At 66.4% G+C, this 24,978-nt stretch carries 24 protein-coding genes and 1 pseudogene; 18 read left to right on the top strand and 7 right to left on the bottom strand.

All coding sequences use genetic code 11. The annotated features are described in order from the left end of the window. The first annotated feature begins 14 nt into the window (after positions 1–14). From CG716_RS16240 to CG716_RS16265, 6 genes are all read left to right on the top strand, one after another. Positions 15–719: a sensor domain-containing protein gene (locus CG716_RS16240; RefSeq protein ID WP_094481368.1), complete on the top strand. Its 705-nt coding sequence runs from the start codon at positions 15–17 to the stop codon at positions 717–719. Positions 720–791: 72 nt separating this feature from the next. Beyond that, the gene (locus CG716_RS16245) at positions 792–2,102 is read left to right on the top strand and encodes an NtaA/DmoA family FMN-dependent monooxygenase (protein ID WP_094481370.1); all 1,311 of its coding nucleotides are present in this window, start codon (positions 792–794) and stop codon (positions 2,100–2,102) included. A gap of 2 nt (positions 2,103–2,104) precedes the next feature. Then, on the top strand, positions 2,105–3,487 hold the full coding sequence (locus CG716_RS16250; RefSeq protein ID WP_094481523.1) for an LLM class flavin-dependent oxidoreductase: 1,383 nt from the start codon (positions 2,105–2,107) through the stop codon (positions 3,485–3,487). A gap of 115 nt (positions 3,488–3,602) precedes the next feature. Then, positions 3,603–5,141, top strand: a complete 1,539-nt coding sequence (locus tag CG716_RS16255; RefSeq protein ID WP_094481372.1) for an APC family permease — start codon at positions 3,603–3,605, stop codon at positions 5,139–5,141. Between the two features lie 97 nt (positions 5,142–5,238). After that, entirely contained in the window at positions 5,239–6,285 is a 1,047-nt protein-coding gene (locus tag CG716_RS16260; protein ID WP_234817868.1) for a GNAT family N-acetyltransferase, read from the top strand. Next, positions 6,282–7,517: an acyl-CoA dehydrogenase family protein gene (locus CG716_RS16265; RefSeq protein ID WP_094481376.1), complete on the top strand. Its 1,236-nt coding sequence runs from the start codon at positions 6,282–6,284 to the stop codon at positions 7,515–7,517. The genes CG716_RS16260 and CG716_RS16265 overlap by 4 nt, the downstream gene beginning before the upstream one ends. On the opposite strand, the gene CG716_RS16270 is transcribed toward CG716_RS16265, so the two are convergent. From CG716_RS16270 to CG716_RS16285, 5 genes and pseudogenes are all read right to left on the bottom strand, one after another. Then, positions 7,514–8,857, bottom strand: a complete 1,344-nt coding sequence (locus CG716_RS16270; protein WP_094481378.1) for an MBL fold metallo-hydrolase — start codon at positions 8,855–8,857, stop codon at positions 7,514–7,516. The genes CG716_RS16265 and CG716_RS16270 overlap by 4 nt on opposite strands. A gap of 22 nt (positions 8,858–8,879) precedes the next feature. Then, positions 8,880–10,340, bottom strand: coding sequence for an FAD/NAD(P)-binding protein (locus CG716_RS16275; RefSeq protein ID WP_234817869.1), 1,461 nt, complete (start codon positions 10,338–10,340; stop codon positions 8,880–8,882). Between the two features lie 47 nt (positions 10,341–10,387). Then, positions 10,388–10,546 (bottom strand): annotated as a pseudogene (locus CG716_RS30220) (rhodanese-like domain-containing protein); the annotation flags it as partial. A 14-nt stretch (positions 10,547–10,560) separates the two neighbouring features. Further along, entirely contained in the window at positions 10,561–11,328 is a 768-nt protein-coding gene (locus tag CG716_RS16280; protein WP_094481380.1) for a DUF1684 domain-containing protein, read from the bottom strand. Between the two features lie 22 nt (positions 11,329–11,350). Beyond that, positions 11,351–11,617 carry an ANTAR domain-containing protein gene (locus CG716_RS16285; RefSeq protein WP_094481527.1) on the bottom strand — a complete coding sequence of 89 codons (267 nt, stop codon included), beginning with the start codon at positions 11,615–11,617 and terminating at the stop codon, positions 11,351–11,353. Between the two features lie 125 nt (positions 11,618–11,742). On the opposite strand from CG716_RS16285, the gene CG716_RS16290 reads away from it, so the two are divergent. From CG716_RS16290 to CG716_RS16310, 5 genes are all read left to right on the top strand, one after another. Continuing rightward, complete coding sequence (locus CG716_RS16290) at positions 11,743–12,735, top strand: isopenicillin N synthase family dioxygenase (protein ID WP_094481529.1); 993 nt, start codon at positions 11,743–11,745, stop codon at positions 12,733–12,735. Positions 12,736–12,795: 60 nt separating this feature from the next. Beyond that, complete coding sequence (locus CG716_RS16295) at positions 12,796–13,749, top strand: LysR family transcriptional regulator (protein ID WP_094481382.1); 954 nt, start codon at positions 12,796–12,798, stop codon at positions 13,747–13,749. A gap of 66 nt (positions 13,750–13,815) precedes the next feature. Next, a complete protein-coding gene (locus CG716_RS16300; RefSeq protein ID WP_094481384.1) occupies positions 13,816–15,048 on the top strand; it encodes an acyl-CoA dehydrogenase family protein in 1,233 nt (410 codons plus the stop codon). A 24-nt stretch (positions 15,049–15,072) separates the two neighbouring features. Further along, the gene (locus tag CG716_RS16305) at positions 15,073–16,122 is read left to right on the top strand and encodes a uroporphyrinogen decarboxylase/cobalamine-independent methonine synthase family protein (protein WP_094481386.1); all 1,050 of its coding nucleotides are present in this window, start codon (positions 15,073–15,075) and stop codon (positions 16,120–16,122) included. A 15-nt stretch (positions 16,123–16,137) separates the two neighbouring features. Then, a complete protein-coding gene (locus tag CG716_RS16310) occupies positions 16,138–16,770 on the top strand; it encodes a GPR1/FUN34/YaaH family transporter (RefSeq protein WP_094481388.1) in 633 nt (210 codons plus the stop codon). Here the strand turns inward: CG716_RS16310 and CG716_RS16315 are convergent. Beyond that, positions 16,763–18,010, bottom strand: a complete 1,248-nt coding sequence (locus tag CG716_RS16315) for a multidrug effflux MFS transporter (RefSeq protein WP_094481390.1) — start codon at positions 18,008–18,010, stop codon at positions 16,763–16,765. The two genes, CG716_RS16310 and CG716_RS16315, sit on opposite strands and share 8 nt — an antisense overlap. 69 nt (positions 18,011–18,079) lie before the next feature. Here CG716_RS16315 and CG716_RS16320 point away from each other — a divergent pair, with 69 nt between their 5' ends. Next, positions 18,080–18,538: a MarR family winged helix-turn-helix transcriptional regulator gene (locus tag CG716_RS16320; RefSeq protein ID WP_094481392.1), complete on the top strand. Its 459-nt coding sequence runs from the start codon at positions 18,080–18,082 to the stop codon at positions 18,536–18,538. Positions 18,539–18,547: 9 nt separating this feature from the next. On the opposite strand, the gene CG716_RS16325 is transcribed toward CG716_RS16320, so the two are convergent. After that, a complete protein-coding gene (locus tag CG716_RS16325) occupies positions 18,548–20,560 on the bottom strand; it encodes a glycoside hydrolase family 15 protein (RefSeq protein ID WP_094481394.1) in 2,013 nt (670 codons plus the stop codon). A gap of 110 nt (positions 20,561–20,670) precedes the next feature. Here CG716_RS16325 and CG716_RS16330 point away from each other — a divergent pair, with 110 nt between their 5' ends. The 6 genes from CG716_RS16330 (at position 20,671) to CG716_RS16350 (ending at position 24,977) form a co-directional block, all read left to right on the top strand. After that, positions 20,671–20,865 carry a hypothetical protein gene (locus tag CG716_RS16330; protein WP_094481531.1) on the top strand — a complete coding sequence of 65 codons (195 nt, stop codon included), beginning with the start codon at positions 20,671–20,673 and terminating at the stop codon, positions 20,863–20,865. A 127-nt stretch (positions 20,866–20,992) separates the two neighbouring features. Next, positions 20,993–21,085, top strand: a complete 93-nt coding sequence (locus tag CG716_RS31340) for an Ms4533A family Cys-rich leader peptide (RefSeq protein ID WP_410430799.1) — start codon at positions 20,993–20,995, stop codon at positions 21,083–21,085. Positions 21,086–21,204: 119 nt separating this feature from the next. Then, on the top strand, positions 21,205–22,245 hold the full coding sequence (locus CG716_RS16335) for a sulfate ABC transporter substrate-binding protein (protein WP_094481396.1): 1,041 nt from the start codon (positions 21,205–21,207) through the stop codon (positions 22,243–22,245). Then, complete coding sequence (gene cysT, locus CG716_RS16340; protein WP_094481398.1) at positions 22,242–23,123, top strand: sulfate ABC transporter permease subunit CysT; 882 nt, start codon at positions 22,242–22,244, stop codon at positions 23,121–23,123. The genes CG716_RS16335 and cysT overlap by 4 nt, the downstream gene beginning before the upstream one ends. Further along, the gene (gene cysW, locus CG716_RS16345; RefSeq protein WP_094481400.1) at positions 23,120–23,932 is read left to right on the top strand and encodes a sulfate ABC transporter permease subunit CysW; all 813 of its coding nucleotides are present in this window, start codon (positions 23,120–23,122) and stop codon (positions 23,930–23,932) included. Before cysT ends, cysW begins: the two co-directional genes overlap by 4 nt. Positions 23,933–23,954: 22 nt before the next feature. Continuing rightward, positions 23,955–24,977 carry a sulfate/molybdate ABC transporter ATP-binding protein gene (locus CG716_RS16350; RefSeq protein WP_094481402.1) on the top strand — a complete coding sequence of 341 codons (1,023 nt, stop codon included), beginning with the start codon at positions 23,955–23,957 and terminating at the stop codon, positions 24,975–24,977. Position 24,978 lies beyond the last annotated feature (1 nt).

The raw sequence follows: 24,978 nt of genomic DNA on the forward strand, positions 1-24,978 counted from the left end.
GGACAATATCGTTCGTGAGCCGCTGCGCGCCCGTGTTGTGCACCGCCGTTCTTCTCGGCGCACTGCTCACCGGCTGTGTGTCCACGGTAAACGGCACAGCGCTGCCGGCTCAGGGCGGCGGCCCGGTGACCACCACGGTGCCAACGCTCGCGGAGGCCGACCTCGACCGGATTCTGCTCAGTGCCGGTGAGGTCAACGGTGTCATGGACGCCACCGGAATCCGGGTGACCGCGTCGGCGCAGAGCATGAGTGACAACTCCGACGGCGTGTCGGATGTCGACTGCCTGGGCGCGATCTACGGTGCCGAGGAACTGGTGTACGACAGCAGCGGCTGGACCGCCGTCCGTGACGAGGTCCTGCAGGAGCCGACGACTGACAACGCGCACTGGGTCGAACAGATTGCCGTGCTGTACCCGTCGGCTGCGCAGGCCGAGAAGTTCGTCGACCAGTCCAAGACGACATGGCAGAAATGCGGCGGCACATCCATCGACATCGACAATTCGGATGTGCACTCCACCTGGAAGATAGACAAGGCCGATGTCAGTGGCGACATCCTGACTCAGGGCTCGAATCAGCGCAATGCCGGTGGGTGGGGTTGCCAACATGCGCTGACGTCCGCATCCAATTTGGTCGTGGAAGCGTGGGCATGCAGCAACTCGATCAGTGACGAGGCCAAGACCCTCGCGTCGGAGATGCTGACGAACGCGGCGAAGAAATAGCGCTGGGCGGCAATTCAATTCGGTGCGGGTTTAACCGGTGTGATCGGCCGCGGACGGCCCTAGGCTGCCCATGTGTCCCGAGAAGTGCACCTCCTGACTTTCGGCAGCACCCGCTCAGCGGGGCCGTGGCGGCACCCGGAGATCGACAACAGCACGGCGACGGTGCGCCGGCGGCTCATCGAGCGTGCTCAGATCGCGGAGAAGGGCACCTTCGACGCGCTGTTCTTCCCCGACGGCCTCAACTTCGGTCCGCGGGAAACCTGGGCGTACAAGACAACTGAGGACTTCGAACCGCTGACTGCGACGGCGGCACTGTCCTCGGTGACCAAACACATCGGCTTGGTGGTCACCGGGTCGGCGACGCTCGCACACCCCTATCACCTTGCCCGCCAGCTATTGTCGCTGGACCACCTCAGCGCCGGCCGGGCCGGGTGGAACCTGGTGACCAGCTTCGCCCACGCGGCGGCGGCCAACTTCAGCGGTAGGGGAGTGATCGAGCACGACACCCGGTACGAGATCGCCGACGAAGCGATCGAGGTCGTCAAGAAACTCTGGGACGGCTGGGGCTCCGATACCATCGTCGAGGATCGCGGACGGGGAATCTTCAATGATGTCAGCACGATTCGGGTCGCCGACCATCACGGACCGCACTTTCAGGTCGCCGGTCCGATCGGCGCCGCCCGTTCGGCGCAGGGCCAGCCGGTGATTTTCCAGGCCGGATCTTCGCCACGCGGAAGGCAATTCGCGGCGCGTCATGCCGAAGTCATCTTCACCGGGCAGGGCACCATCGCCCGCGCGCAGGAGTTCTACCGCCAGGTCCATGCCGAGGCCCGGCTGGCCGGCCGGTCGGCCGCGCCGCTGATCACCCCGTCACTGCGATTCATCGTTGGTTCGACCGAGGACGAGGTGCGCCGGATCGAACGGTCGGCATACGAATATTTCAGCCCCGAATACCAGGCCGGCTGGCTGCTGGAGGTGGATGTCGACGTCGTCGGCGCCGATCTGGACGGCCCGGTGCCGGATTCGGCGTTCCCGGACAGTACCGAGACCCACCAGACCGCGCTCGCCGGTTACCGTGCCCTCGCCAGTGACGGCAACCCGACCGTGCGAGAGTTTCTGTACCGCACCATCAACGGCTGGGGTGCCCAGGTCATCGGCACGCCGGAACAGATCGCCGACGAGATCCAGACGTGGTTTGTGTCCGGGGCCGCCGACGGGTTCGTGCTGACCGACTCCGGGTTGCCCGGACAGTTGGCCGATTTCGTCGACCAGGTGGTTCCGGTGCTGCGCAAGCGCGGGCTGTTCCGGCACGAGTACACCGGCACCACCTTGCGTGCGCATCTGGGCCTGCCCGTCCCGCAGCGAGCGGAGTTGTCCGCGTGACCGTGACGCAGCCGTTCGTGTTGTCGGCCTTCAGCATGTCGACGGTGTCGCACGGCAACTTCGGCATGTGGCGTCACCCCGAGGACCGCACTGCGCAATACACCAGCCTGAACTACTGGGTGGAGCTGGCGCGCCTGCTCGACGACGGCGGCTTCGACCTGTTGTTCATCGCCGACGCGGTGGGCCAGCTCGACGTCTTCGGCGGCAGTGCCGATGCCGCGCTGCGCCACGGGGTGCAGACACCGGTCACCGATCCGCTGCTCGCGGTGTCGGCGATGGCCGCGGCAACGCGGCGGTTGGGTTTTGGCATCACGGTCTCCACGACGTACGAAAGCCCTTACCTGCTGGCCCGCAAGTTCAGCACCCTTGATCACCTGACCGGTGGGCGGATCGGCTGGAACATCGTCACCTCGCTGCTCGACAGCGCTGCTCGCAATATCATCGGCCGTGAGCGCCAGGTACCTCACGACGAGCGCTACGCAATCGCCCAGGAATTCCTCGACGTCACCTACAAGCTGTGGGAGGGGTCCTGGGAGGACGGTGCCGTGGTGCGCGATCGCGACACCGGGGTGTTCACCGACCCGACGAAGGTGCATCCGATCGGCCACGAGGGCCGGTACTTCAGCGTGCCAGGCGCGCATCTGGTCGAGCCGTCCCCGCAGCGCACCCCGGTGTTGTTCCAAGCTGGATCATCCACCGCGGGAAGAGAGTTCGCGGCCACCAACGCCGAGATCGTGTTCGTGTCCGACCCCAGGCCCGCCGTCGTGCGGTCGCGGATCGCGGATGTGCGCCGGCGCGCGGTCGAGCACGGGCGCAGCCCGGAGTCGGTGCGGTTCCTGAGCTCAGTGGAGATCGTCGTCGACAGTACGCAACGCGCGGCGCAGGCCAAGGCCGACGAACTGTCGCGCTACACCGACCTGGACGGCGGACTGGTCCTGCTGTCGGCATTGAGCGGCGTGGACTGGTCGACTTACGGGGCAGACCGGCCGATCGAGCAGTTCGACACCGATGCCAGCCAGTCGATCCTGGCGACGGTGGACGACTCCGCCGGGCTTCGACAGCGGATCACGTTGCGCGACTACGTCGGCCGGCTGGGCGGATTCGGCGGCCCGCTGTTCGTCGGTGACCCCTCGACTGTCGCCGACGGGCTGGCCGAGTTCGCCGCGCTGACCGGCGTCGACGGATTCAACATCGCCTACCACGTCACGCCCGGAAGCTTCGCCGACGTCGCCGAATACCTGATCCCGGAGCTGCGTCGCCGCGGGCTGGCGAGCACCGACCGGGCGGACACGTTGCGGCAGCGGTTGTTTCCCTCCGGTTCGGCGCTGCTGCCCGACGAGCACCCCGGCGCAGCTGCACGGAAAAGAATCTCGGCGATCCGATAACTGACGCCGGGGGCGAGTTTCCGGCACCGTGTCACATACGTCAACAATACGTTAAGTCCCTGCGTGCCAAGCGAATGCGAGACGGCGACAGCGCGCGCGGGCGGAAGGCGGCACTGTGTCCACACCACAATTCGGGTCCACACCACAATTCGGCCTCGGCGGCCGCTCGCTTACGGCGGCGGATTCCACCGGTCTGGAACGAGAAGCATTGGGGCCGTGGGGCGTATTCGCTCAGGGCCTGGCCGCGGCGGCACCCAGCGTGGCGGTGGCCGTAGTGCCGTACTCGCTGTTCGTCGCAGCAGGCAAGGGGGCGTCGTGGGCAGTGCTCGTGGGCCTGGCGCTGACCGTCCTCATCGCGACGACGATCAGCTTCCAGGCCAAGCGCACGGTGTCGTCGGGCTCGCTCGGCACCTACGCGGGCAACGGCCTCGGCCCCGGCTTCGCGTACGCCGCCGGCTTCAGCCTGCTGCTGGGGTACATCGGCTTCGCGATCACGGGAACCCTCGGCGGGGTGCTGTACCTGGACTCGTTCCTGGAATCCATCGGATTGGGTTCGCAGGCAACGTGGTTCCGCTTGCTCCTGGTGATCGTCGTGGTCGCCGCTGCGACCTATCTGCCGTTCCGGGGTGTCGCCATCGCGGCCAAGTACGAGCTGGCCTTCGAGGTGCTCGCGATTGCCTCGATCCTGGTCATCATCGTCGCGTCCTACGTCAGCTACGGGTTCCATATCGACACCGACCAGTTCAACCCTTCGCACCTGGGGTCCAGCGCCACCTTCATCGCTGCCGTCACCGCGGTTGGCTCCTACGCGGGATTCGAGAGTGTGGCCTCGCTCGGCGCGGAAGCCAAGGACGCCCACCAGAACATCGCGCGCTCGCTGCTGCGGGTGGTGCTGCTGATCGGCGTGCTGTACATCTTCGCCACCTATCCGCAGATCCTGCACTTCGGCGATATCGACGGCGACAAGGCGGTGCTGCCGCAACTGGCCGACGTGACCGGAGTGTCGTGGGTCAACTATCTCGTGAGCGCGGCGGTGGCCATCGCGTTCATCGTGTTCGTCACCGCGGTGACCACCGCGGCGGCCCGGTCACTGTTCACCCTGGCCCACGAGGGCGCTCTGCCACGCGCACTGACGAAAGTGCACGCCAAACATCGGACCCCCTGGGTTGGTATCGCGCTCGTCGGCGTGCTGGCCTTCGTGTTCTCGCTGACCGCCACCTTCAGCTCGGTCGGCCGGCTGGTGTTCGACGTCTACGGTGGCTACGTCGCAAACTGGGGGTTCTTGGTCAGCTACCTACTGGTCGTCATCGCGACCCCGATCTGGCTGCGAAAGATCAAGGCGCTGAACACCACTCGGCTGGTGGTCTCGGTCGCGGCTGCACTGGGTATCGGCTATGTGATCTTCTCCAATTTCTTCCCGGTGCCCGCATTCCCCTTCAACATCCTGCCGTTCGTGTTCTTCGGGCTGCTGCTGGCGGGGCTGCTCTGGTACTGGTACCTGCGTGCGACCCGTCCCGAAGTGGCCGCGCGGCTGGGCAGTATCCAAACCCTGTCGGAGTCCGAACAGCAGCGGCTCATCGACGAGGGGATCCTCGACGTCCTCAACCACGAGGACCCGCAGGGCGACCGCGACAAGGAGGTGGTGGCGCCATGAGCCGGCTTCGGCGGCTCGCCTCGGCGCTAAGGACCGGCTTTGTCCGAGCGAGCACACCGGCCGTCCCGGCTGACGTCCAGCCCGACTTGGCTTTGACGTGGCTGAACGAGGCGACATTGATGGGCATCTCGGTGCCCGCACCCAGGAGAACCCGATGACACTCCTCGACGTGACGGTGACCGGGAACTGGTCGGTGACCCCGGTCAGCACCTTCGATTACCCGCAGATCGCCGACTTCCTGGCCACCACGCATGGCCTGAGCGGACGCAAGTTCGGTGCCGACTCCCGTGACATCGCCGAGCAGCTGGCGTCGGTTTTCGAGGCGACGGCGCTGCGCGACGGGACAGGGCGAATCCGCGGATACGCAGCTGTACACCGGCCGCACGGTGGGGAGCCGGAGGTCAGCGGAGACTTCGTCATCGACCCCGATGTCCCCTCCGACATCATCGACGACGTTGTGCGCACGGTGGTGAACCGGTTCGAGCAGGAGGCTGCCGAGCTACCAGGGGCCTACCTGCGGGTGATCATCGGTGCGAACCAGCCTGTCGTGATCGATGCGCTCAAGCGCCGTGGGGCGGTACGCGAAGCCGAGTTCGTCCGCACCCGCAAGCCACTGCACGGTGAGAGCCGCGATTCGCTGGAACGTGTTGCTGCCCCTGGCATTACCGTCGTCAACTGGGCAGAGGTCGTCAGCCGTGGTCTTGGCGAACAGGTACGGCAGCTCCAGCACAGCACGTTCCTGGAGCATTTCGGCAATATGTCGAAGAGCCCGGAGGGCTGGCAGCACCACATCGCCAGCCGGGCATTCACACCCGACTTCAGCATCGCCGCACTCAACGGGTCCGATGAGGTCGTGGGGTACGTGCTGGGTTCGACCTTCACCACGGGAGTGGCCGGGGCCCAGGAACTCAGCGCGCACACCGATTACATCGGGGTGCGCCCGGAGCTGCGCAGGCACGGCATCGGAGAGCTGCTGCTGAAGAAGATATGGCTGGCCGCGCTGCGGCGCGGATTGACGGTCGCCTCACTGGGCACCGACATCAACAATCGCAGCAAGGCACACCTGCTGTACCGACGCCTCGGATACGTTGCGGTCGAGGAACATTATTCGTATCGCATCGCTCACGCGGGACGCCGATCATGAGTGTGCCGTCCACGTACCTGGCCGAGCCGACAGCCTCCGACGAGGGTCTGTTCTCGGCGTTCCGGCCGGTGTTCGAGAAGATCGCCCAGGGCAACCTCGAGCGGGAGCGCGACCGGCTGTTCCCGCACGAGCAGGTGCGCTGGCTCGCCGAGGTCGACTTCGGCACGGTCCGGATTCCGGCGATCCACGGTGGATTCGGCGCCTCACTGGAGCAGACTTTCGCGTTGCTGGCCGAGCTGGCCGAGGCCGACCCCAACGTCGCGCACATCTGGCGTAACCATTTGGCGTTCGTCGAGGACCGCCTCAATGCGCCCCAGTCGTCCTCCAACGACACCTGGATCAAACGGTTCCTTGCCGGTGAATTCGTCGGCGGCGGGTGGACTGAGGCCAACAATCTGACCCTGGCCAACCTGACCACCACGATCACCGCTCACAACGATCACTGGCTGGTCAGCGGTGCGAAATACTATGCCACCGGGAGCCTTTACGCCGACTGGCTCGACGTGCTGGGGCGTGCCGAGGGCGGTGAACTGGTCACAGCGCTGGTTCGCCGCGACGACCCGGGCGTAACCCTCGTAGACGACTGGGATGGATTCGGTCAGCGCACCACCGCCAGTGGCACCGCCCGATACGAGCAGGCGCGAGCCGAACGAGGCGACGTCTTCCCGGCCACCGATCGGTTCGATTACCAGGCGCACTTCTATCAGACCGCCATGCATGCGGTGCTGACCGGAATCACCAAAGCCGCACTGCGGGACGGCTCGACCGCACTGACCGGGCGTGCCCGCAACTACCCGCAGGGGCTGACGTCGGTGCCCGCCATCGATCCGCAACTGCTGCAGGTGATCGGTGAGGTGTCGGCTGACGTGTTCGCCGCCGAGGCGGCGTTGGGTCGCAGCACGGCAACGCTGGATCGCGTCGTGGCAGGGCGGCTGGCCGGAGATGAGGCGGGCGCGCGGCGGCGACTGATCGATGCCGAGGTCGCGGTCGATCAAGCCCAGTTGGTGATCATCGCCGCGGCGTTGTCCGCCAGCACCAAGATCTTCGATGCGCTGGGCGCCTCCGGGGTGTCCGAACGCCGCGGCCTGGACCGGCATTGGAAGAATGCGCGGACGCTGGCCTCGCACAATCCCCGGGTCTATAAGGCGCGCATCGTCGGCGACTGGCTGATCAACCGCATCGATCCGGTGGCCGACCTGGCGTCGCTCGGGCGTGGGGGACAGGGCAACTAAGCCGTAAGTTCTGTGGCGTTGTCCAATTCGTCGTCGACGAGAACGACGGCACGCCCCGCACGGTCGAGCAGAGATGCCGCGATCGACGCCCGGTAGCCGGTCGCGCAGTGCACCCACACCACGCCGGCAGGCAGCTCGCCGATCCGATCGATGAGCTCGTGGATCGCGATATTGTGCGCGCCGCGGATGTGGCTCTCGCGGTACTCATGCGGCTGACGGACATCGAGGACGACGACCTCCGTCCCGTCGCCCAGAGCGGAGGCCAGCGCGGCGAAATCGGCCACCTGGTAAGAGCGAAGCGCGACTCCGTCAGCCAGGGCGTCAACCGGCTGGCTTGTTGCGCCGGTGAGGTTGTCGATGCCGATACGGGCGAGTTCCCTTGTGCCTTTGGCGATCTGATCGGCGTTGTCCCCAATCAAGGTCAGTGGCGCCCCCCACGTGTACAGCCAGCCGACGTAGGCCACGAACGAACCCGACAACTCGAATCCGAGCGACCCGCTGAGGTGCCCGGCCGCGAAGGCTGTCCGATGCCTCAGGTCGACCACCCATTCCCCGGCGTCGATTCGGCGCCGCAGCTCGGCGGGGTCAACCGGTTCCGGCGGCGACAGGTCGACAGGGCCGGGCCCGGCGCGGTTGATCACACCCATATGGGCGTAATAGGCCGGATAGTCCGCCAGGCCGGCGATAAGCTCGGCGACGTAGCTTTCTTCGTCCTGGGTCAGCGCCGGATTGGATTGCCGCTGGTCGCCGATCGTCGACGCGTCACCTGACGTGGGCGCTGCGGAGCAGAAGCTGCCGAAGCCGTGGGTCGGGTAGATCGTTGTGTTGGCGGGTAATTCGGTGGCCAGCCGGCGCGCCGAGTGAAATTGGGCATGGGTCAGCTCTTCGGTGTGCTCGGCCCCAAGCAGATCGGTGCGTCCGGTGCTGCCGTGCAGCAGGGAGCCTCCGGTGAAAGCCGCCACCGTGCCCGACTCGCCGTCGATGAGTTCGTAGCTCATGTGGTGATGCGTGTGGCCGGGAGTGTGCAAGGCGCGCAGCCGAATCGGGCCGGCCTCGACGATCTCCCCGTCACCGATCGGGCGGCGCTGGTAGTCGACGTCCTCCCCGCCCGGGACCACGTACTCGGCCCCGGTGACCCGGGCTAGTTCGACGCCGCCGGTGACGTAGTCGTTGTGGATGTGCGTTTCCAGCACGTGCGTGATCCGCACGCCGCGCTCGTCAGCAATGGCCAGCACCCGGTCGATGTCGCGCTGTGGATCGATGACGACTGCGGTATCGCCCTCGCTGATCAGGTAGCTGCGATCACCCAGCCCCGAGGTCTCGACGATCGACACGTCCACGTCGGCGGCTCCTATTCCCGGGTCAGATCATGTACTCGAGCTGCAGCTGACTCTCTTGCTCGGCGCGCGCGCCCCCCAGCACCGTCTCGGCGACGCGGCGGGCCTGAACGCGTAATTCCGGTACGGCGATGGTTTCCCAATACGTACCCCGCAGCAGTGGTCCCAACGCGAGCAGCCACGGCGATCGGTCGCCCGAACTCGTCACCGCCGTGTGATCGCTGTCGATGCGCACACCCATGTCGATGGAGTCCGGGGCGATTGCGCCGCGCCGCAGCAGGTTCTGCAGCAAGGCTGAGCGAGTCTCCGTGAACTTCGTCGCCGGCCCGGTGGCGTTGATCACCAGGTCGCCATGCACTGACTGACCGTCGGCCAGCTCGATGCGAATCTGCCCGGCAGACGGCTCGAGCTTGACGATCGAACCGGTGTGCACCCGAAGCTGGCCGGTGAGTTGGGAACTGGTGATCTGCGCGTGGATATCGGGGGCGATACGGTGCCGGAACACATTCCAGCGAGCCGCATGTTCACGCGCGAACGTCAGGCGCTCGTCGTGGCTGAACCCGGACCAGATCCGCTGCGTATACGGCCGCAGTTTGTCGACGATGATCGCGGGATTGGCGTTGCGCTCGTGCAGGATTGCGCAGTGTTCCTCGACCAGTGCCAGTAGCCGCTCGAGTCCCAGGGCGCCGAGGTCGACGTCCGGCGGCGGAAACTCCGGGTACTCGATCCCGCGGAAATGTGCGTGCGGGAACCAACCGTGCCGGGATATCGCATGAATGGTGCCCAACCACCCCAAGGCCCGCAAAGTGATGATCGCGTCGACCGTTGAGAGTCCGGTGCCGAGCAGGACCACGCTCCCGTCGTGTTCCGGACGGCGTTGCTCCCAGGCCTGCCACGGATTTGCCACCCACGCCGGGTGATCGGCCAGTTGCTCTACTCCTGGCAGCGGTGCGGGTGGTTCGTTGCCGGTGGCGAGTACCACGCGGTCGGCATCGATAGCCGTCCCGTCTGCCAGTCGGACACGGCACCCCGCCTCTGCAGGCTCGATATCGACCGCCTCGCCGCTGACCAACTCCGATGTGGCGTAAGCCCCTTCGCCTGGGCTCTGCAGATGGTGTTGTGCGATGGAACGCAGATAGTCGCCGTAGATCTGACGGGCGACGAAGCGCTCCCGCAATTCGATGTCTGGAGTCAGCTCGAATTCTGAACGGGTGCGGAGCCAATCCAGGAAATGGTTGGGCTCGTGAGGAAATGCCGACATGTTCCGCGCGGCCACGTTGAGCAGATACCCCGGCCTTCGCAGGCCGTAGGCGACTCCGCGCCCGACCGGTCCTTGGTCGTTGACCACGCAGACGTGCAGCGGCTGCTCGGTGAGCCTGGCGATGTTGACGGCCGTCATCGTGCCGCTGAAGCCGCCGCCGACGACGACGATGCGGGCCGAGCGCGACCGGCGCGTTGACGAATGCAGGGATCCCCGTGTCGACACCGGGTGATGATAGGCGGATCGGGGCGAGGCTGAGTCGAAGGGCAAGGTCACGTGCCGTTCGCGCGGACGCTCTCCAGGTGGGCAACGATCCGCGAGACATCGCCGGCAGGCGTGCGGTTATAGGGCAGCTTCGACAGTGCCGTGCCCATCGCGCAGGTATTGCTCACAGCCGCATACGTCAGACCCGCGCCGATACCTGCGGCCAAGGACCGACTTATATTCACCTCGGGTTTTTCTCCCCGGCCTCGACGGCAACGGGCAACCGGTTCTCTGCGGGCGCGACCGGGCAGGTCGCGTAATCGGTGAACGCGCAGGGCAGGTTCGACGCCCGGTTGAAGTCGAGGATCACCGCGCCGTCGGCATCAGGTTCGTCGACACCGAGCCCCCTGGCGGCCGGATACGTCGACACACCGCTCGTCGCGTCGGTGAAAAGCACGTGGAGGCTGCCATCCGGGCGGCCGAATGCGACCAGACGCAAAGCCGTGCCGGCCAGTTCGAAATCGATGACGCCGACCGCGGTGTGGTGGTGTTCGAGCCCCTCGACGACGGCCCCCGTAGTGACGACCGACGGCTCCGGATGTGGGGTGAACCTGCCCGGGACGCGCCACCGTTGGTTCGGTGCATAGGCGGGGATGCCCTGATATGTCTTCAGGTGGGGGGACTCCGGGTCGTGGACTCGCAGTGCGACCGACCCCGTTCGGCGAATGACTTCGATACGCCGATCTCCGGCGTCGACGAGGAGTCCCGGCGCACCTTCGACCGGTTGCAGCCTCTCCGTCCCGTCAAGGCCTTCGACGTAGACGGCGTCGGCGTCGGCCCTCCAGCGGCCGGGAAGGTCGGCGACCGAGGCGAATTCGTCGGTGAGCCAATACAAACCGGTCAGACTGACCCAGCCGAGCGGATCGCCGTAGTACTGCTCTCGTTCGCGGTGCCAGTCATGCCACGCGTCCTCGAACGTCGCGGGTGTGGTGTCTTCAGCTGTCGTCATGGCGCTCCCATCCCTGTCGAGATTAGCGCGCGGCGACGGTGACCGTCCGCGTCGCGAGCAGGTCTGCCCAGGCGTCGAACGCCTCTGATTCGAAGGGAACTGAGTCGCCGGGAGATCCGGCGATCGCCACCAGCGCCCGCGCGATGCTGCCCAGGCCGATCCCGGTCCGCTGGACCACCGCGACGAGTTCGGTGAACGCCTCGCGCTCCGAGCATCCGCGCAGGCCCACCAGGATTCCGGTGGCCAGATCGATCACCCGGCGGGACGTGTCGACAGTGTGATAACTCATGTGAATCATGCTCTGCACGAGCGCGACCTCGAACAAGACATCGGTGCAGCGTGATTGCTTCACACCCGTTCAGTTCTGGTGAACGCCCGTGGCGTGCGGCACCGTGCTGCCCCACAATGGGTCTCGTGTTGCCCGTACTCGACTTGGCCGACGCGGACCGAGACCCAGCCGGGTTCCGTTCGCGCCTGCGCGAGGCCGCCCACGATATCGGGTTCTTCTACCTGGTGGGTCACGGGGTGCCGGACGTTCAGATCGACGAGGTGCTGAGGCTGGCACGGTCGTTCTTCGCACTGCCGCTGACCGCGAAGAACGAGATCAGTCAGCTGAAAAGTCCGCAGTTTCGCGGCTACTCCCGCCTCGGTGGTGAACTGACCAACGGCAAAGTGGACTGGCGCGAGCAGATCGACATCGGACCGCAGCGTCCCATCATCGAGGGGGCGACCGGGTACTGGCGCCTGCAGGGACCCAACTTGTGGCCGAGTTCCCCCGCTGGCTTCCGCGCGGCGTTCGAACGCTGGCACGCCAACCTGTCGCAGGTGGGGCTGCGGCTGCTGAGGCACTGGGCGGTCTCTCTCGGTGCCGCCGAGGACACTTTCGATCCCGCGTTCGCCGACAAGCCCGCGACGCTGATCAAGGTGGTCCGTTACCCGGGGCGTGACGACTACGTGCAAGGCGTTGGCGCCCACAAGGATTCCGGCGTGTTGACGCTGCTGTTGCTCGAACAGGGCTCGACCGGGCTGCAGGTGGAGCTGGCCGACGGACAGTGGCTCGACGTCCCGCCGCTGGCGGGCGCGTTCGTCGTCAACATCGGTGAATTGTTCGAGGTGGCCACCGGTGGCTATCTGCGCGCCACCCAGCATCGGGTGCTGGCCCCGCGGCCCGGTACCGACCGGGTGTCCATCCCGTACTTCGTCAATCCGGCTCTGGACGCCACGATCCCGATTATCGATCTGCCGCCCGACCTGGCTGCCCGCTCGCGCGGGGTAGAGGCCGACCCCAACAACCCGATCTTCAACACCTACGGCGAGAACGCCTGGAAGTCACGCACGCGTGCCCATCCCGATGTCGCCGAGTTGCATCACGGCATCAAACCGGCGGGCGCCGCGTCCGCGTATTGATTACTTTCGCCCTGATCACAACCATGGGCAGCGCGGTCGGCTGCACGTAATTTCAACAGGGTGTTCGATGTGCGACGGCTGCGGGTGCTGCAGGAGGTCGCGCGGTGCGGGTCGCTCAGTGGTGCGGCCGCAACGCTGAACTACACGACCTCGGCTGTCTCCCAACAGATCACCGCACTCGAGCGTGACGTCGGCGTCGCTGTTCTGGTTCGCGGACCGTCAGGGGCTCGCCCGACGCCGGCCGGAGCGAGACTACTGGAGCACGCCGAGCGGATCCTCGACGCCATCCTCAGCGCCGAGCAGGATCTCCAACGGCTCGCCACCGCAAGCCCCGACGTCGTCCGGGTGGCGTCGTTCACCAGCGCGGCCGCGGCGATTCTGCCGCCAGCGCTGGCCCGCTTCCGGACCCGGCATCCGCGCACCGAGGTGCAACTCGTCGAGGCCGATCCCGACGATGGGGTGGCGCTGTTGGCCACTGGCGGCGCCGACGCGGCGATCATCACCGAGGTTCCCGGTGAACGCAGTCAATACGCCGATGTCGTGGCGGTGCCGGTCTTCGACGACGAGTTCTTCGTCGTGCTGCCCGCCAATCACCGGCTCGCGTCGGCGGTTGAGGTGCCGCTACCCGCATTGGCGGCCGAGCAGTGGGTCGTCAGCTCGGCCACGGGTACCTGCCCGGATACGAGGGTCTTCCACAATGCTTGTCGCCACGCGGGATTCGCGCCGTCGGTGACATTCCGGGCTGAGGACTACTCGACGGTCCAGGGCTTGGTGGCGGCCAATCTCGGGGTGTCGCTGGTGCCTTCGCTGGCTGCCGCGGGTGCCCGAACGGATGTCGCGGTGCGCCGGGTTGCCGGCCGCCGGCCGGTGCGGCGGATCGCCGTGGCGACCGGTGCCGAGCCGGAAGGCGGTTCCGCCCTGGCCGCGTTGGTCGCGCTCGTGCAGAACGTCGGCTCCCGGCTGACTGCCGACGCCGTGTACAGCGTTCCTGCACGCCCCTTCAGCGTTGCTTGACGCCCGCTTGCCAACCCCAAAGAGCCCCTTACAGTTCGGCGTACACCTTCTCAAGGAGTGAATTGCATGACGACCATCGAAGCCGGTGCCCCGGTGCTGCAGTCGGTTGACCACGCCCTGTCGGTCGCCGCTGAGATCGCCGCTGAGATCGGCGCCGGCGCCGCGCAGCGAGAACTCGAGGGCGTGCTGCCGACCGAACAGCTGCGCGCTGTTTCGGCGTCGGGTCTGCTTGGCATCATCGTGCCGGCCGAACACGGCGGCCCCGATCTGCCACTGTCGACGGCGGTCGAGGTGTTGCGGGTTTTGTCGCGGGCGGACTCGGCTGTCGGCCAGTTGTTGTTGGCTCACTTCGTGCTCAGCGCTGCGATACGTGGACTCGGCCAGAGTGAGCCTGCACCAAGGATTTTCGCCGACGTACTGGCCGGCGCCCAACTGGGTAACGCCACGGTCGAACGCGGCACCAGGACCTCTGTCGAGCGGCTCACGACCGTGCAGCGAAGGGCCGAGGGCGGCTGGGTGCTCAACGGTACGAAGTACTATGCGACGGGCTCGCTCGGAGCGGCGTGGATCGCGGTGGCCGCCCGTATCCCCGGCACCGAACCTGCCCACGGTGCAACGGTGTTCGTCCGGGCTGGCGAAGCGGGTGTCACGCTGAACTTGGAGAAGTGGTCGTCGTTCGGGCAGCGCGGCACGGCCAGCGGTGAGGTGGTGTTCGACAATGTGGTGGTCGACGATGCCTTCGTGATCGACGAGGGGCCCGACCCCGATCCGGTCACCGCTGATCCATCAGTCCTGGGCGCCTTCGACCAGGCTCTGCACGCCGCTGTCGACATCGGCATCGCCAGGGCTGCACTGGAGGACGGCGCGGAGTTCGTCGCCACCAGGAGCAGGCCGTGGTTCGAAGCGGAGGTCGACTCCGCGGCCGATGAACCGCATGTGGTGCGACGCTTCGGTGAGCTCACCGCCCGGCTGTTCGCTCTCGAAGCCCTGCTGGCCCATGGGGCCCAATTGGTCGACAAGGCCTTGGCCGCCCCCGACCTGACCCGGGCGGCCGCGGCGGACGCGTCGCTTCAGGTCGCGGCGGCCAAGGCGCTGGCGCAGGAGTTCGCCGTCGAGATCGCCAGCGGCGTCTTCGAACTCGCAGGCTCCTCGGCCACCGACCGCGGCTTCGCGCTGGACCGGCACTGGCGCAACGTTCGTGTGCATTCCCTGCATGACCCGGCCCGGTGGAAGTACATCCACCTGGGCAACTTCACCCTGCGCGGCACCTTCCCGCCGCGCCTCGGCCTGCTCTTGTAAACCCTTGCGATCATTGGAGTTTCGATGACCACCTTCTATGTGACCGGAAGTATCAACGTCGCGAGCGTTGACGAGGCCTTCCGGCTCGTCGGTTCCCGACTGCAGCCCGGTGTCAGCCGTGTTCCCGACGGCGAGCCGGGGGACCGGGCCAACTGGGTGTTCACCCAGGCCGACCACTTCCAGAAGAATCCGACACTGGAAGTCGTCGGTGACCGGGTCAGGGCCCGGCACGGGGTGCCGTTGGAGTTCGGGCCGGTGGACTACCACAGCACCGCCACCGAGTCCTATGCGAAATTCCGCCGTGCCCGCGACGAGGGTGTGCTGGCGGCGGATTCGCGGTTCCTGGTGTCGATCCCGACTCCGTTCAACGCGGTGAACTCGTTCGTCGAGTTCGCCGACCGTGTGCAGGTGGCATACGCCTATGAACAGGCGTTGCGACACAGCGTCGAGGCGATCCAGGACGCCATCTCGCCCGTCGACCTGGCAATCCAATGGGATCTGCCGACCGAGCTCGCGACTGTCGAGGGCTGGTTCGACAACCCCTACGGCAGCCTGGAACCCATCTTCGCGGCGGCCGGCAGGGTGGGGGACTGGGTCGACCCCGAGGCCGAGCTGACCTTCCATTTGTGCTACGGGGACTCGAAATTCGGTGCCTCGCCATTCATGGGTGAACCGCCGACCGAGGAGGCCGCCGACCGAGGTGGACGCCACATCCTGCCTCGCGACGCCTCGGCGATCGTCGCACTGGCCAACGGTTTGTCACGCCACGTGAATCGACGCATCGATGCGATTCAGGCAGCGACGGTGGCCGCCTGGACCAAACGTGCGCACTGGCAGCCGTTGGCTGATCTGGCACTGGAGCCCGGCACCGAGGTCTATCTCGGCCTGCTGCACGCCCAGGACGGTGCCGAAGGGGCGACGACGCGGGCCGCGTTGGCCGCGGAGTTCCTGCCGGAGTTCGGGGTGTCTACCGAATGTGGACTCGGCAGGCACTCGCCGGAACAGCTAGAAGCCGTTCTGGTTGCGTGGCAAGAGTATTCGGCCGCCTGCGAACCGGCGCTGGCCGGTGGATAGCGACGAGGCCACGTCATGACTGACACCGTCATCGCGCCCGCATTCGAGGCCCTCGTCACCGAACCGTCTCCCCAACAACTCCCGGAGGGCAATCCGGGATTGCTCGGGCTGCCGTTGATCATCGCCGGTGCGCTCGGGTTGGGGTTCACCAACACCGGGATCATCGGCGCCGGCGCGGCAGCGGTGCCAATCCTGTTGTCGGCCACCACCGTCGGTCTGCTTCTGACCACAATCTGGTCGGCGGCGCTGCGGCAGAACGTCAACGCCACCGTGTACGGGGTGTTCTTCGGGTTCTACGGCAGTTACGCGGTGCTGTCACTGGGGCTGACGCACAACTGGTTCGGTATCCCGTCGGGCGCCGTGCAGCAGACCACCGCGCTGTGGCTCGCAAGCTGGCTGCTGACCATCGGTCTGCTCACGGTGCTGACGCTTCGCCTGCCGTGGACGTACCCGCTCCTGCTGGGGATCGTCGACGTCGCCCTGGTTTTGTTGTTGATCGGCACGCTCACCGGCAGTGCAGCGGCGACGCGGACCGGCGGCTGGTTTGTGTTCGCGTTCGTGGCGTTCGTCATCTACTTCTACGTCGCCGCGCTGTGGGAAGAGACCGGCGGGCGCGCATTGCCACTGGGCCGGCCACTGGTCAGCTGACCCGGCGACCCGCGAGGAACGCCGTCAGCGCCAGCACCGCCAGCGTCACCATCACCACCGCCAGCGGCAGAGCGGTGTGTTCCCCACCGAGACCGACCAGCGGGGAGACCGCAGCACCCAGGCCGAACTGCAGGGCGCCCAGACCCGCGGATCCGGAGCCGGCCGCGCGCGGGACCGCGCCCAGCGCAAGTCCGGTGGCATTGCCCAGGATCAGGCCCTGGCAGGCGACGGCCACGAAGATCGGGATCATCATCGTCCACGCAGGTGCGCCGGTGAGGACCAACGCGAGCAGCGCCAGCGTCGCGGCAACCGTCACGCCGAGCCCGAGGCCGAGCAGTGTTGAGGTGGAGATGGTCTGGCTCAGTCGCGATGAGACCGCGCTGACGACGATCATGCCCAGTGCGTTGACACCGAAGGCGATGCCGTACTGCATGGGTGTGAGGCCCACCATCACCTGGTAGACGAACGGTGAGGCCGAGATGTAGGCCATCATCACCGAAAAGCCGAGCCCAAAGGCGAGGGTATTGGCGATGTAGGCGCGTGAGCGCAGCTCGGTCCACGGCGAGATGCCCTGCGCAGCATCGGCTTTCAGCTGAGCGCGACGCTTAGCGGGGTGGGATTCCCGAATCACCGCCACGATCGCGATCAACATGGCCACCGCGATACCGCAGACCACCCAGAGGATGCCGCGCCAGCCCAGTGGCCCGACCAGCACGCCGCCGGCGAACGGCGCGACCACCGGCGCCACGCCGCCGACGATCATCATCAAGCTGAACGCCCGTCCGGCGGTCTTACCACCGGTGAGGTCGGAGATGACCGCGCGACCGATCACCATGCCCGCGGCGCCGGTGAAGCCCTGGGCGAACCGGGCCGCGATCAGGACGCCGACGGTGGGGGCGGTGGCCGCGATAACGCTGGCGACCACGCACAACAGCGCGCCGACGACCAGCGGCCTGAGCCGACCGAGCCGGTCCGACAGCGGGCCGAAGGTCAATTGCCCGAAGGTCAGCCCGAGCAGAAACGCCGTCAGGGTCAGCTGCACCGCGGTGGCGCTGGCGTGCAACTCCGAGGCCATCCCGGGGAAGGCCGGCAGGTAGAGGTCGGTGGCCACCGGTGCGACCGCGCTCAGCAGGGCAAGAACTACCAGCAACCAGGGGGAGATGGCGGCTTCGCGTCGGGGCCGCTCGGCCGGCGACACTGGACCGCGCGATGCGGGGGCGGGCTGCACTCCGGTGCTCATGACGTCCTCGTCCTAGATAGTTATTAAACAATAACTATTAAATCATAACTAGTGCGGTAGAATTTGTCCATGGATAGCGAGCTGGCCGATCTTGCCGAGGCGATTCTTGGCGTGGGACGAGAGCTGCGGATGCGGATGGACGCCGGAGTGGCTGGGCCGGCGACATCCGAGACAGCCGTCGTGCACCTGACCGCATCGGAAGCCCACGTCATGCGGCATATCGATCACCATCCAGGGGTCACGCCGAGCGATGTCGCGCGAGCGACCGGCCTGCAGCGCAGCAACTTGTCCACTGCGCTGCGAGCGCTCGAACAGCGCGGATTCGTCGAGCGGCGTACCGATCCGCACGACGCCAGGGGCGTCAATCTGTTCCCGACCGATCAGGCCGCCGACAACCTCACCCGGCTGCGGCGGCAATGGGCCAGCCAAATGGCGCGCGTACTGGGCGGCGACAGGGAAAGTGCGGCAGCGGCGACCGCACTGCTCCAGCGCGTCGAGGCCGGGCTGGTGGCCGACCGTCTCGGCTGACTACATCATCTACATCGGCGCGTTGGCTGGCTGGAACACTCCGGTGCTGTCGGCTTCCTCTTCAGCGCGGATGACGTGCACGACGGCGTTGATCAGGGCCAGATGGGTGAACGCCTGCGGGAAGTTGCCCAGGTGGCGGCCCGTGCGTGGCTCGATTTCCTCGGCGTAGAGATGCAGCGGGCTGGCGAACGACAACAGCCGCTCACACAGATGCCGGGCCCGGCTCACCTCGCCGATCTCGACCAGCGCTGACACCAGCCAGAACGAGCAGATCGTGAAGCTGCCCTCTTCGCCGGACAGGCCGTCGTCGGTCTCGTCGACGCGGTACCGGAGGACCAACCCGTCTTCGGTGAGCTCGTCGGCGATCGCCAGCACGGTGGCCCGTAATCGCGGGTCGTCCGAGGGCAGGAACCGCACCAGCGGGACCAGCAGCAGCGACGCGTCCAGCGCGTCGTCGCCATAACGCTGGGTGAGCACCCCCCGCTCGTCGACCCCGTTCGCCAGGATGTCGGCCTTGATCTCCTCGGCGATCGCCCGCCACTGCTGGGCGTAGCTCTTCTCGCCGACCAGCTCGGCCAGCTTGGAGCCACGATCCAGCGCCACCCAGCACATCACCTTCGACGAGGTGAAATGCTGCGGCTCGCCGCGCACCTCCCAAATGCCGCGGTCAGGCTCCCGCCAGTGCTTGATGGCCTCTTCGACCTGCTCCTTGAGCACCGGCCAGAGCTGATCGGAGATCTGCTCACGGGACTTGGCATGCAGGTACACCGAGTCGAGCATCGTGCCCCAGATGTCGTGCTGCATCTGGTTGTAGGCGCCGTTGCCGATGCGCACGGGCCGGGCGTTGTCATAGCCGGACAGGTGGCTGAGCTCTTCTTCGACCAGCTCGCGTTCCCCGCCGACGGCGTACATCACCTGAAGGGGATGCCGCTCGCCGTTGTTGGCGCCGGATACGTCGGCGATGAAGGAGAAGAAGTCGTCGGCCTCGCGGTCCAGGCCCAGGGTGTACAGACCCCACAACGCGAATGTCGAGTCGCGCACCCATGCGTAGCGGTAGTCCCAGTTGCGTTCGCCCTGCGGAGTCTCGGGCAGCGAGGTAGTGCTGGCGGCCAGCAGTGCGCCCGTCGGCGAGTACGTCAGGCCCTTCAGGGTCAGCGCACTGCGCTGCAGGTAAGACCGCCACGGATGGTCGGGGAAGTCGCCGATGTTGATCCACTGCCGCCACGCCTCGCTGGTCTGCCACATTTTGTCGGCGGCTTCTTCATACGTCTGCGGTGACGGATGCTTCGACCAGGACAGCGCGACGAAGACGTTGTCGCCTTCCTTGAGACGGGTGCGGGCGCGGGCTTCCCGGCCCTCGAGCCCGATTCGCAGGTTGGTGGTCAGCCGCAGCGTGGGGTGGGCGTCGGGGTCGTTCCTGGCCCGCGCGATCGCCTCGCCATAGGCGTTGGCCGAATACTCCCAGGTGGCGTTGACCCGGCCATAGTCGAACGAGGGCTCGCAGTTCATCAGCACTTCGACAGTCCCACTCACACAGCGCACGGTGCGCAGCAAGATGTGCTCGGCGTCCCAGTCCATCGGGGTGCGCCGGTGCGTTCTCGACCGGGTGTCGATGTCGTGCCAGGGGCCCATCACGAGGGCTTCCCGCACGATGAGCCACCCGGTGTGCGTCTGCCACGTGGTCTCCAGGATGAGGCTGCCGGGCAGGTAGCGGCGGGCGGCGGGCACCGAGACGCCATAGGGTCCCAGCCGGAAATGCCCGGCACCGCGGTCCAGGATCGCCCCGAACACGCTGGGGGAGTCCGGTCGCGGAACGCACAGCCACTCCACTGCGCCCGCCGAAGAGATCAGGCAGGTGTTCTCGCAGTCGGACAGGAAGCCGTAGTCGGCGATCGGCGGGAACGGGTTGCGTAGCGAGGCGGGCGACGCATACGGCACCGGGGCGGTGACGGACAGGGGCGGGACTGACTCGACGGTCACACCGTTAGTGTCCTCGCCCCTTGGCTGGGCTTCCAGAACCATTGGGACATCATCGACCTGCGGGGTGTTTGTCGTCCACTTATGCGGCGATCTGTGCCTTTGCTGTTACCGCCGGTGACAGCGCCGCGACGGCCGCGGCTTACGCTGGTGCGATGCACGGGTTCCTGAGTTGGTGGGACGGCGTCGAACTGTGGCTGTCCGGCCTCGGATTCGTGCTGCAGACGATCATCGTGATGCCCGTGGTTTTATTGCTTGCCTACGTGATCGCCTTGGTCATCGATGCGTTCCTGGGCACCGGCATTCGGGTATTGCGCCGGCTGCGGCACTCTGACCGGCGGCTCCGATGAACGGGATGCCGCGCTCACGTGTGACTTTGGCGCTGGTGGCGCTGCTGATCCTCATCATCGTGGTGTGGCTGATCAATCGTTGACACCCCGGCTGGTTGTCTGGGAAATGTCTGTTAAGCTTCCCGCCATGCAAACGGCGACCGGGTACGGCGAGGGCCATATTTTGGCCCTTATTGCCGTCGGTTCATTGGCCGTTGCTGATGTTGCTTGTTGTCGCTGACACCCTCTGCCCGTCCGCGGTTTGGTGTCGGTGATGGTCGTTGGCATTCGCTTGTCAAACATCGCCATTCCGTTGCGACGGGGCTCGAATCCCCTAACCCGCAATGAGAAAGGCCAGCAATGCCCAAGATTCACTTCCCCGTACGACGGTGGAGCACAGCAGTCGCGCTAGCGACGACCGCAACGGTGCTTGCCGCCTGCGGTGGTGGCGGTTCGAGCGACGTCGCCGGCGGCAGCAGCCAGCCCAAGGCTGACACCACTCTCACCCTGGTTGCCTACGCCGTGCCGGAGCCCGGCTGGAGCAAGATTCTTCCGGCGTTCGCGGCCACCCCGGACGGCAAGGGCGTCGCAGTGACCACCTCCTACGGCGCCTCGGGTGACCAGTCGCGCGCGGTGGTCGACGGCAAGCCGGCCGACATCGTCAACTTCTCGGTGGAGCCGGACGTCACCCGCCTGGTGAAGGCCAACAAGGTTGCCGCCGACTGGAATAAGTCCGTCACCAAGGGCATTCCGTTCGGTTCCGTGGTGTCGCTGGTGGTCCGCAAGGGCAATCCGAAGAACATCCATGACTGGGATGACTTGCTGCAGCCCGGTCTTGAGGTCGTCAGCCCCAGCCCGCTGAGTTCCGGGTCGGCCAAGTGGAACCTGTTGGCGCCCTACGCCGCCAAGAGCAACGGTGGCCAGGACGACGCGGCCGGCATCGACTTCATCAACAAGCTCGTCACCCAGCACATCAAGACCCGCCCGGGTTCCGGCCGCGAGGCCACCGACCTGTTCCTGCAGGGCACCGGGGACGTTCTGATCAGCTACGAGAACGAGGCCATCAACACCGAGCGGCAGGGCAAGCCGGTCGAGCACATCAATCCGCCGCAGACGTTCAAGATCGAGAACCCGGTGGCGGTGGTGACCACCAGCGCCCACCTGGACAAGGCGACCGCGCTGAACAACTACCTGTTCACCCCGGAGGCGCAGAAGATCTGGGCCCAGGCCGGATTCCGTCCGATCGACCCCTCGGTGGCCGCCGATTTCGCCACTGATTTCCCGACACCACAGAAACTGTGGACCATCGCTGACCTCGGTGGCTGGAGCAAGGTGGATCCGGCGCTGTTCGACAAGGACAATGGCTCCATCACCAAGATCTACAAGCAGGCCACTGGATGACAGCAGCCATAGAACCGAATCCGCAGGCGGTCCGGCCCGAGCTCACCGGAGGTGACTCGGGCGGGCCGTCCCGCTCCACAGGCCGCAGGCACGGCACGACCAGCTTGCGGGTCGGGGCGGCGTCGATCTGGCTGAGCGTCATCGTCCTGCTGCCGCTGGCCGCGATTGTGTGGCAGTCGGCCAAGGGCGGCTGGCATCTCTTCTGGCTGGCGGTGAGCTCCAATGCCGCTCTGGAGTCGTTCCGGGTGACGCTCACGATCTCGATCGGCGTCACAGTGGTCAACGCGGTCTTCGGGCTGCTGGTCGCCTGGGTGCTGACCCGCGACGATTTCCCAGGCAAGCGGTTGGTCGATGCGGTGATCGACCTGCCGTTCGCTCTGCCCACCATTGTCGCCAGCCTGGTCATGCTCGCGCTGTACGGCCCGTACAGCCCGATCGACGTGCACCTGCAGCACACCAAATGGGGTGTCGGGGTGGCCCTGCTGTTCGTCACGTTGCCGTTCGTGGTGCGGTCTGTTCAGCCGGTGCTGCTCGAGCTCGACCGCGAGGTCGAGCAGGCGGCCGCATCGCTGGGCGCCAACAACACGATCATCTTCACCAAGGTGGTGCTGCCGGCGTTGCTCCCTTCGCTGTTGTCCGGTGCGGGACTGGCCTTCTCCCGCGCGATCGGCGAGTTCGGCTCGGTGGTGCTCATCGGCGGGGCGGTGCCAGGGGAGACCGAAGTGTCCTCGCAGTGGATCCGGACGCTCATCGAGAATGACGACCGGACCGGCGCGGCCGCGATCTCAATTGTGCTGCTGCTTGTTTCGTTCGTCGTATTGTTCGTCCTGCGCACCATCGGCTCGCGGGCGGCCAAACGTGAGGAGCTGGCGAAGTGACGCCGTCGCCGTTTGTCCGGTACCTCACTCGATACGTCGCACTGGCGTATGTCGCGGTGCTGGTGATCGTGCCCGTCGGGTTGATCCTGTGGCGGGCCTTCGCGCCGGGCATCGGTGCGTTCTTCGCGTCGATCACCACCCCGGCTGCGATCTCGGCACTGCAGCTGTCGCTCGTGGTCGTGGCGATCGTGGTGCCGCTCAACGTGCTCTTCGGGATACCGACGGCATTGGTGTTGGCGCGCAACAAGTTCCGGGGCAAGTCCGCGTTGCAGGCCATCATCGACCTGCCGTTCGCGGTGTCACCGGTGGTCGTCGGTGTGGCACTGATCCTGCTGTGGGGCACCGCAGGGGTGTTCGGGTTCGTCGAGAACAGCCTGGGCTTCAAGATCATCTTCGGGTTTCCCGGGATCGTGCTGGCCAGCATCTTCGTTACCGTGCCGTTCGTGATCCGCGAGGTCGAACCTGTTCTGCACGAGCTCGGAACTGACCAGGAAGAGGCGGCCGCGACCCTGGGATCCAGCTGGTGGCAGACGTTCTGGCGGATCACCCTGCCGTCGATCCGGTGGGGACTCACCTACGGCATCGTGCTGACCATCGCCCGTACGCTCGGCGAGTACGGCGGCGTCATCATGGTGTCCTCCAACCTGCCGGGTACCTCGCAGACCATGACGCTGCTGGTGTCCGACCGCTATAGCCGCGGTGATGAATACGGCGCGTACACCATCTCGACACTGCTGATGGCGGTGGCCGTGATCGTCCTCGTCGTCCAGGTGGTCCTCGATGCTCGACGCGCCAAGGCGAGCGAGTAATGCAACTAGGAGAACGACTTTCATGACCAACGCCATCACCGTCACCGGTGCCAACAAGCGCTACGGCGAGTTCGCCGCGCTGGACAACGTCGATTTCGTGGTGCCCGCCGGGTCGTTGACTGCTCTGCTGGGGCCCAGCGGGTCGGGGAAGTCCACGCTGTTGCGCGCCATCGCCGGCCTGGACCAGCCCGACACCGGCACCATCACCATCAATGGGCGCGACGTCACCAACGTCCCCCCGCAGCGACGGGGCATCGGCTTCGTTTTCCAGCACTATGCCGCCTTCAAGCACCTGACCGTTCGGGACAATGTCGCGTTCGGGCTCAAGATCCGCAAGAAGCCCAAGGCCGAGATCAAGGCCAAGGTTGACGATCTGCTGGAGGTCGTTGGGCTGGCAGGCTTCCAAACCCGTTACCCCAATCAGCTTTCGGGTGGCCAGCGCCAGCGGATGGCGTTGGCTCGGGCGCTGGCCGTGGACCCGGAGGTGCTTCTACTCGACGAGCCGTTCGGTGCGCTGGATGCCAAGGTGCGTGAGGACTTGCGGGCGTGGTTGCGGAGGCTGCACGACGAGGTACATGTCACCACCGTGTTGGTCACCCACGATCAGGCCGAGGCGCTCGATGTCGCCGATCGGATCGCGGTGCTCAACAAGGGCCGCGTCGAGCAGGTGGGCTCGCCGACTGACGTCTACGACAGCCCGTCCAACGCCTTCGTGATGTCGTTCTTGGGCACGGTCTCGGCACTCAACGGGATCCTGGTGCGCCCGCACGACATTCGGGTCGGGCGTAATCCGGAGATGGCGATCGCCGCCGGCGATGGCACCGCGGAGTCGACGGGTGTCACCCGAGCCACCATCGACCGGGTCGTGTATCTGGGGTTCGAAGTGCGTGTCGAGTTGACCAGCGCGACCAATGGTGCGCCGTTCACCGCGCAGATCACCCGTGGTGACGCCGAGGCCCTGGGGCTCAAAGAGGGTGACACGGTGTACGTGCGCGCCACCCGGGTGCCGCCGATCGCCGGCGAAGTGCAGGTCGCGGCGAGCTGAG

Origin of the sequence: Mycolicibacterium sphagni (genome assembly GCF_002250655.1) — a bacterium.
GTDB classification, from domain to species: Bacteria; Actinomycetota; Actinomycetes; order Mycobacteriales; family Mycobacteriaceae; genus Mycobacterium; species Mycobacterium sphagni.

Coding starts and splice junctions, on each gene's coding strand:
- CG716_RS16265 (WP_094481376.1), top strand. CDS start 6,282: ATGAGTGTGCCGTCCACGTACCTGGCCGAGCCGACAGCCTCCGACGAG.
- CG716_RS16280 (WP_094481380.1), bottom strand. CDS start 11,328: ATGACGACAGCTGAAGACACCACACCCGCGACGTTCGAGGACGCGTGG.
- CG716_RS16285 (WP_094481527.1), bottom strand. CDS start 11,617: ATGAGTTATCACACTGTCGACACGTCCCGCCGGGTGATCGATCTGGCC.
- CG716_RS16300 (WP_094481384.1), top strand. CDS start 13,816: ATGACGACCATCGAAGCCGGTGCCCCGGTGCTGCAGTCGGTTGACCAC.
- CG716_RS16305 (WP_094481386.1), top strand. CDS start 15,073: ATGACCACCTTCTATGTGACCGGAAGTATCAACGTCGCGAGCGTTGAC.
- CG716_RS16310 (WP_094481388.1), top strand. CDS start 16,138: ATGACTGACACCGTCATCGCGCCCGCATTCGAGGCCCTCGTCACCGAA.
- CG716_RS16315 (WP_094481390.1), bottom strand. CDS start 18,010: ATGAGCACCGGAGTGCAGCCCGCCCCCGCATCGCGCGGTCCAGTGTCG.
- CG716_RS16320 (WP_094481392.1), top strand. CDS start 18,080: ATGGATAGCGAGCTGGCCGATCTTGCCGAGGCGATTCTTGGCGTGGGA.
- CG716_RS16325 (WP_094481394.1), bottom strand. CDS start 20,560: ATGGTTCTGGAAGCCCAGCCAAGGGGCGAGGACACTAACGGTGTGACC.
- CG716_RS16330 (WP_094481531.1), top strand. CDS start 20,671: ATGCACGGGTTCCTGAGTTGGTGGGACGGCGTCGAACTGTGGCTGTCC.
- CG716_RS31340 (WP_410430799.1), top strand. CDS start 20,993: ATGCAAACGGCGACCGGGTACGGCGAGGGCCATATTTTGGCCCTTATT.
- CG716_RS16335 (WP_094481396.1), top strand. CDS start 21,205: ATGCCCAAGATTCACTTCCCCGTACGACGGTGGAGCACAGCAGTCGCG.
- cysT (WP_094481398.1), top strand. CDS start 22,242: ATGACAGCAGCCATAGAACCGAATCCGCAGGCGGTCCGGCCCGAGCTC.
- CG716_RS16350 (WP_094481402.1), top strand. CDS start 23,955: ATGACCAACGCCATCACCGTCACCGGTGCCAACAAGCGCTACGGCGAG.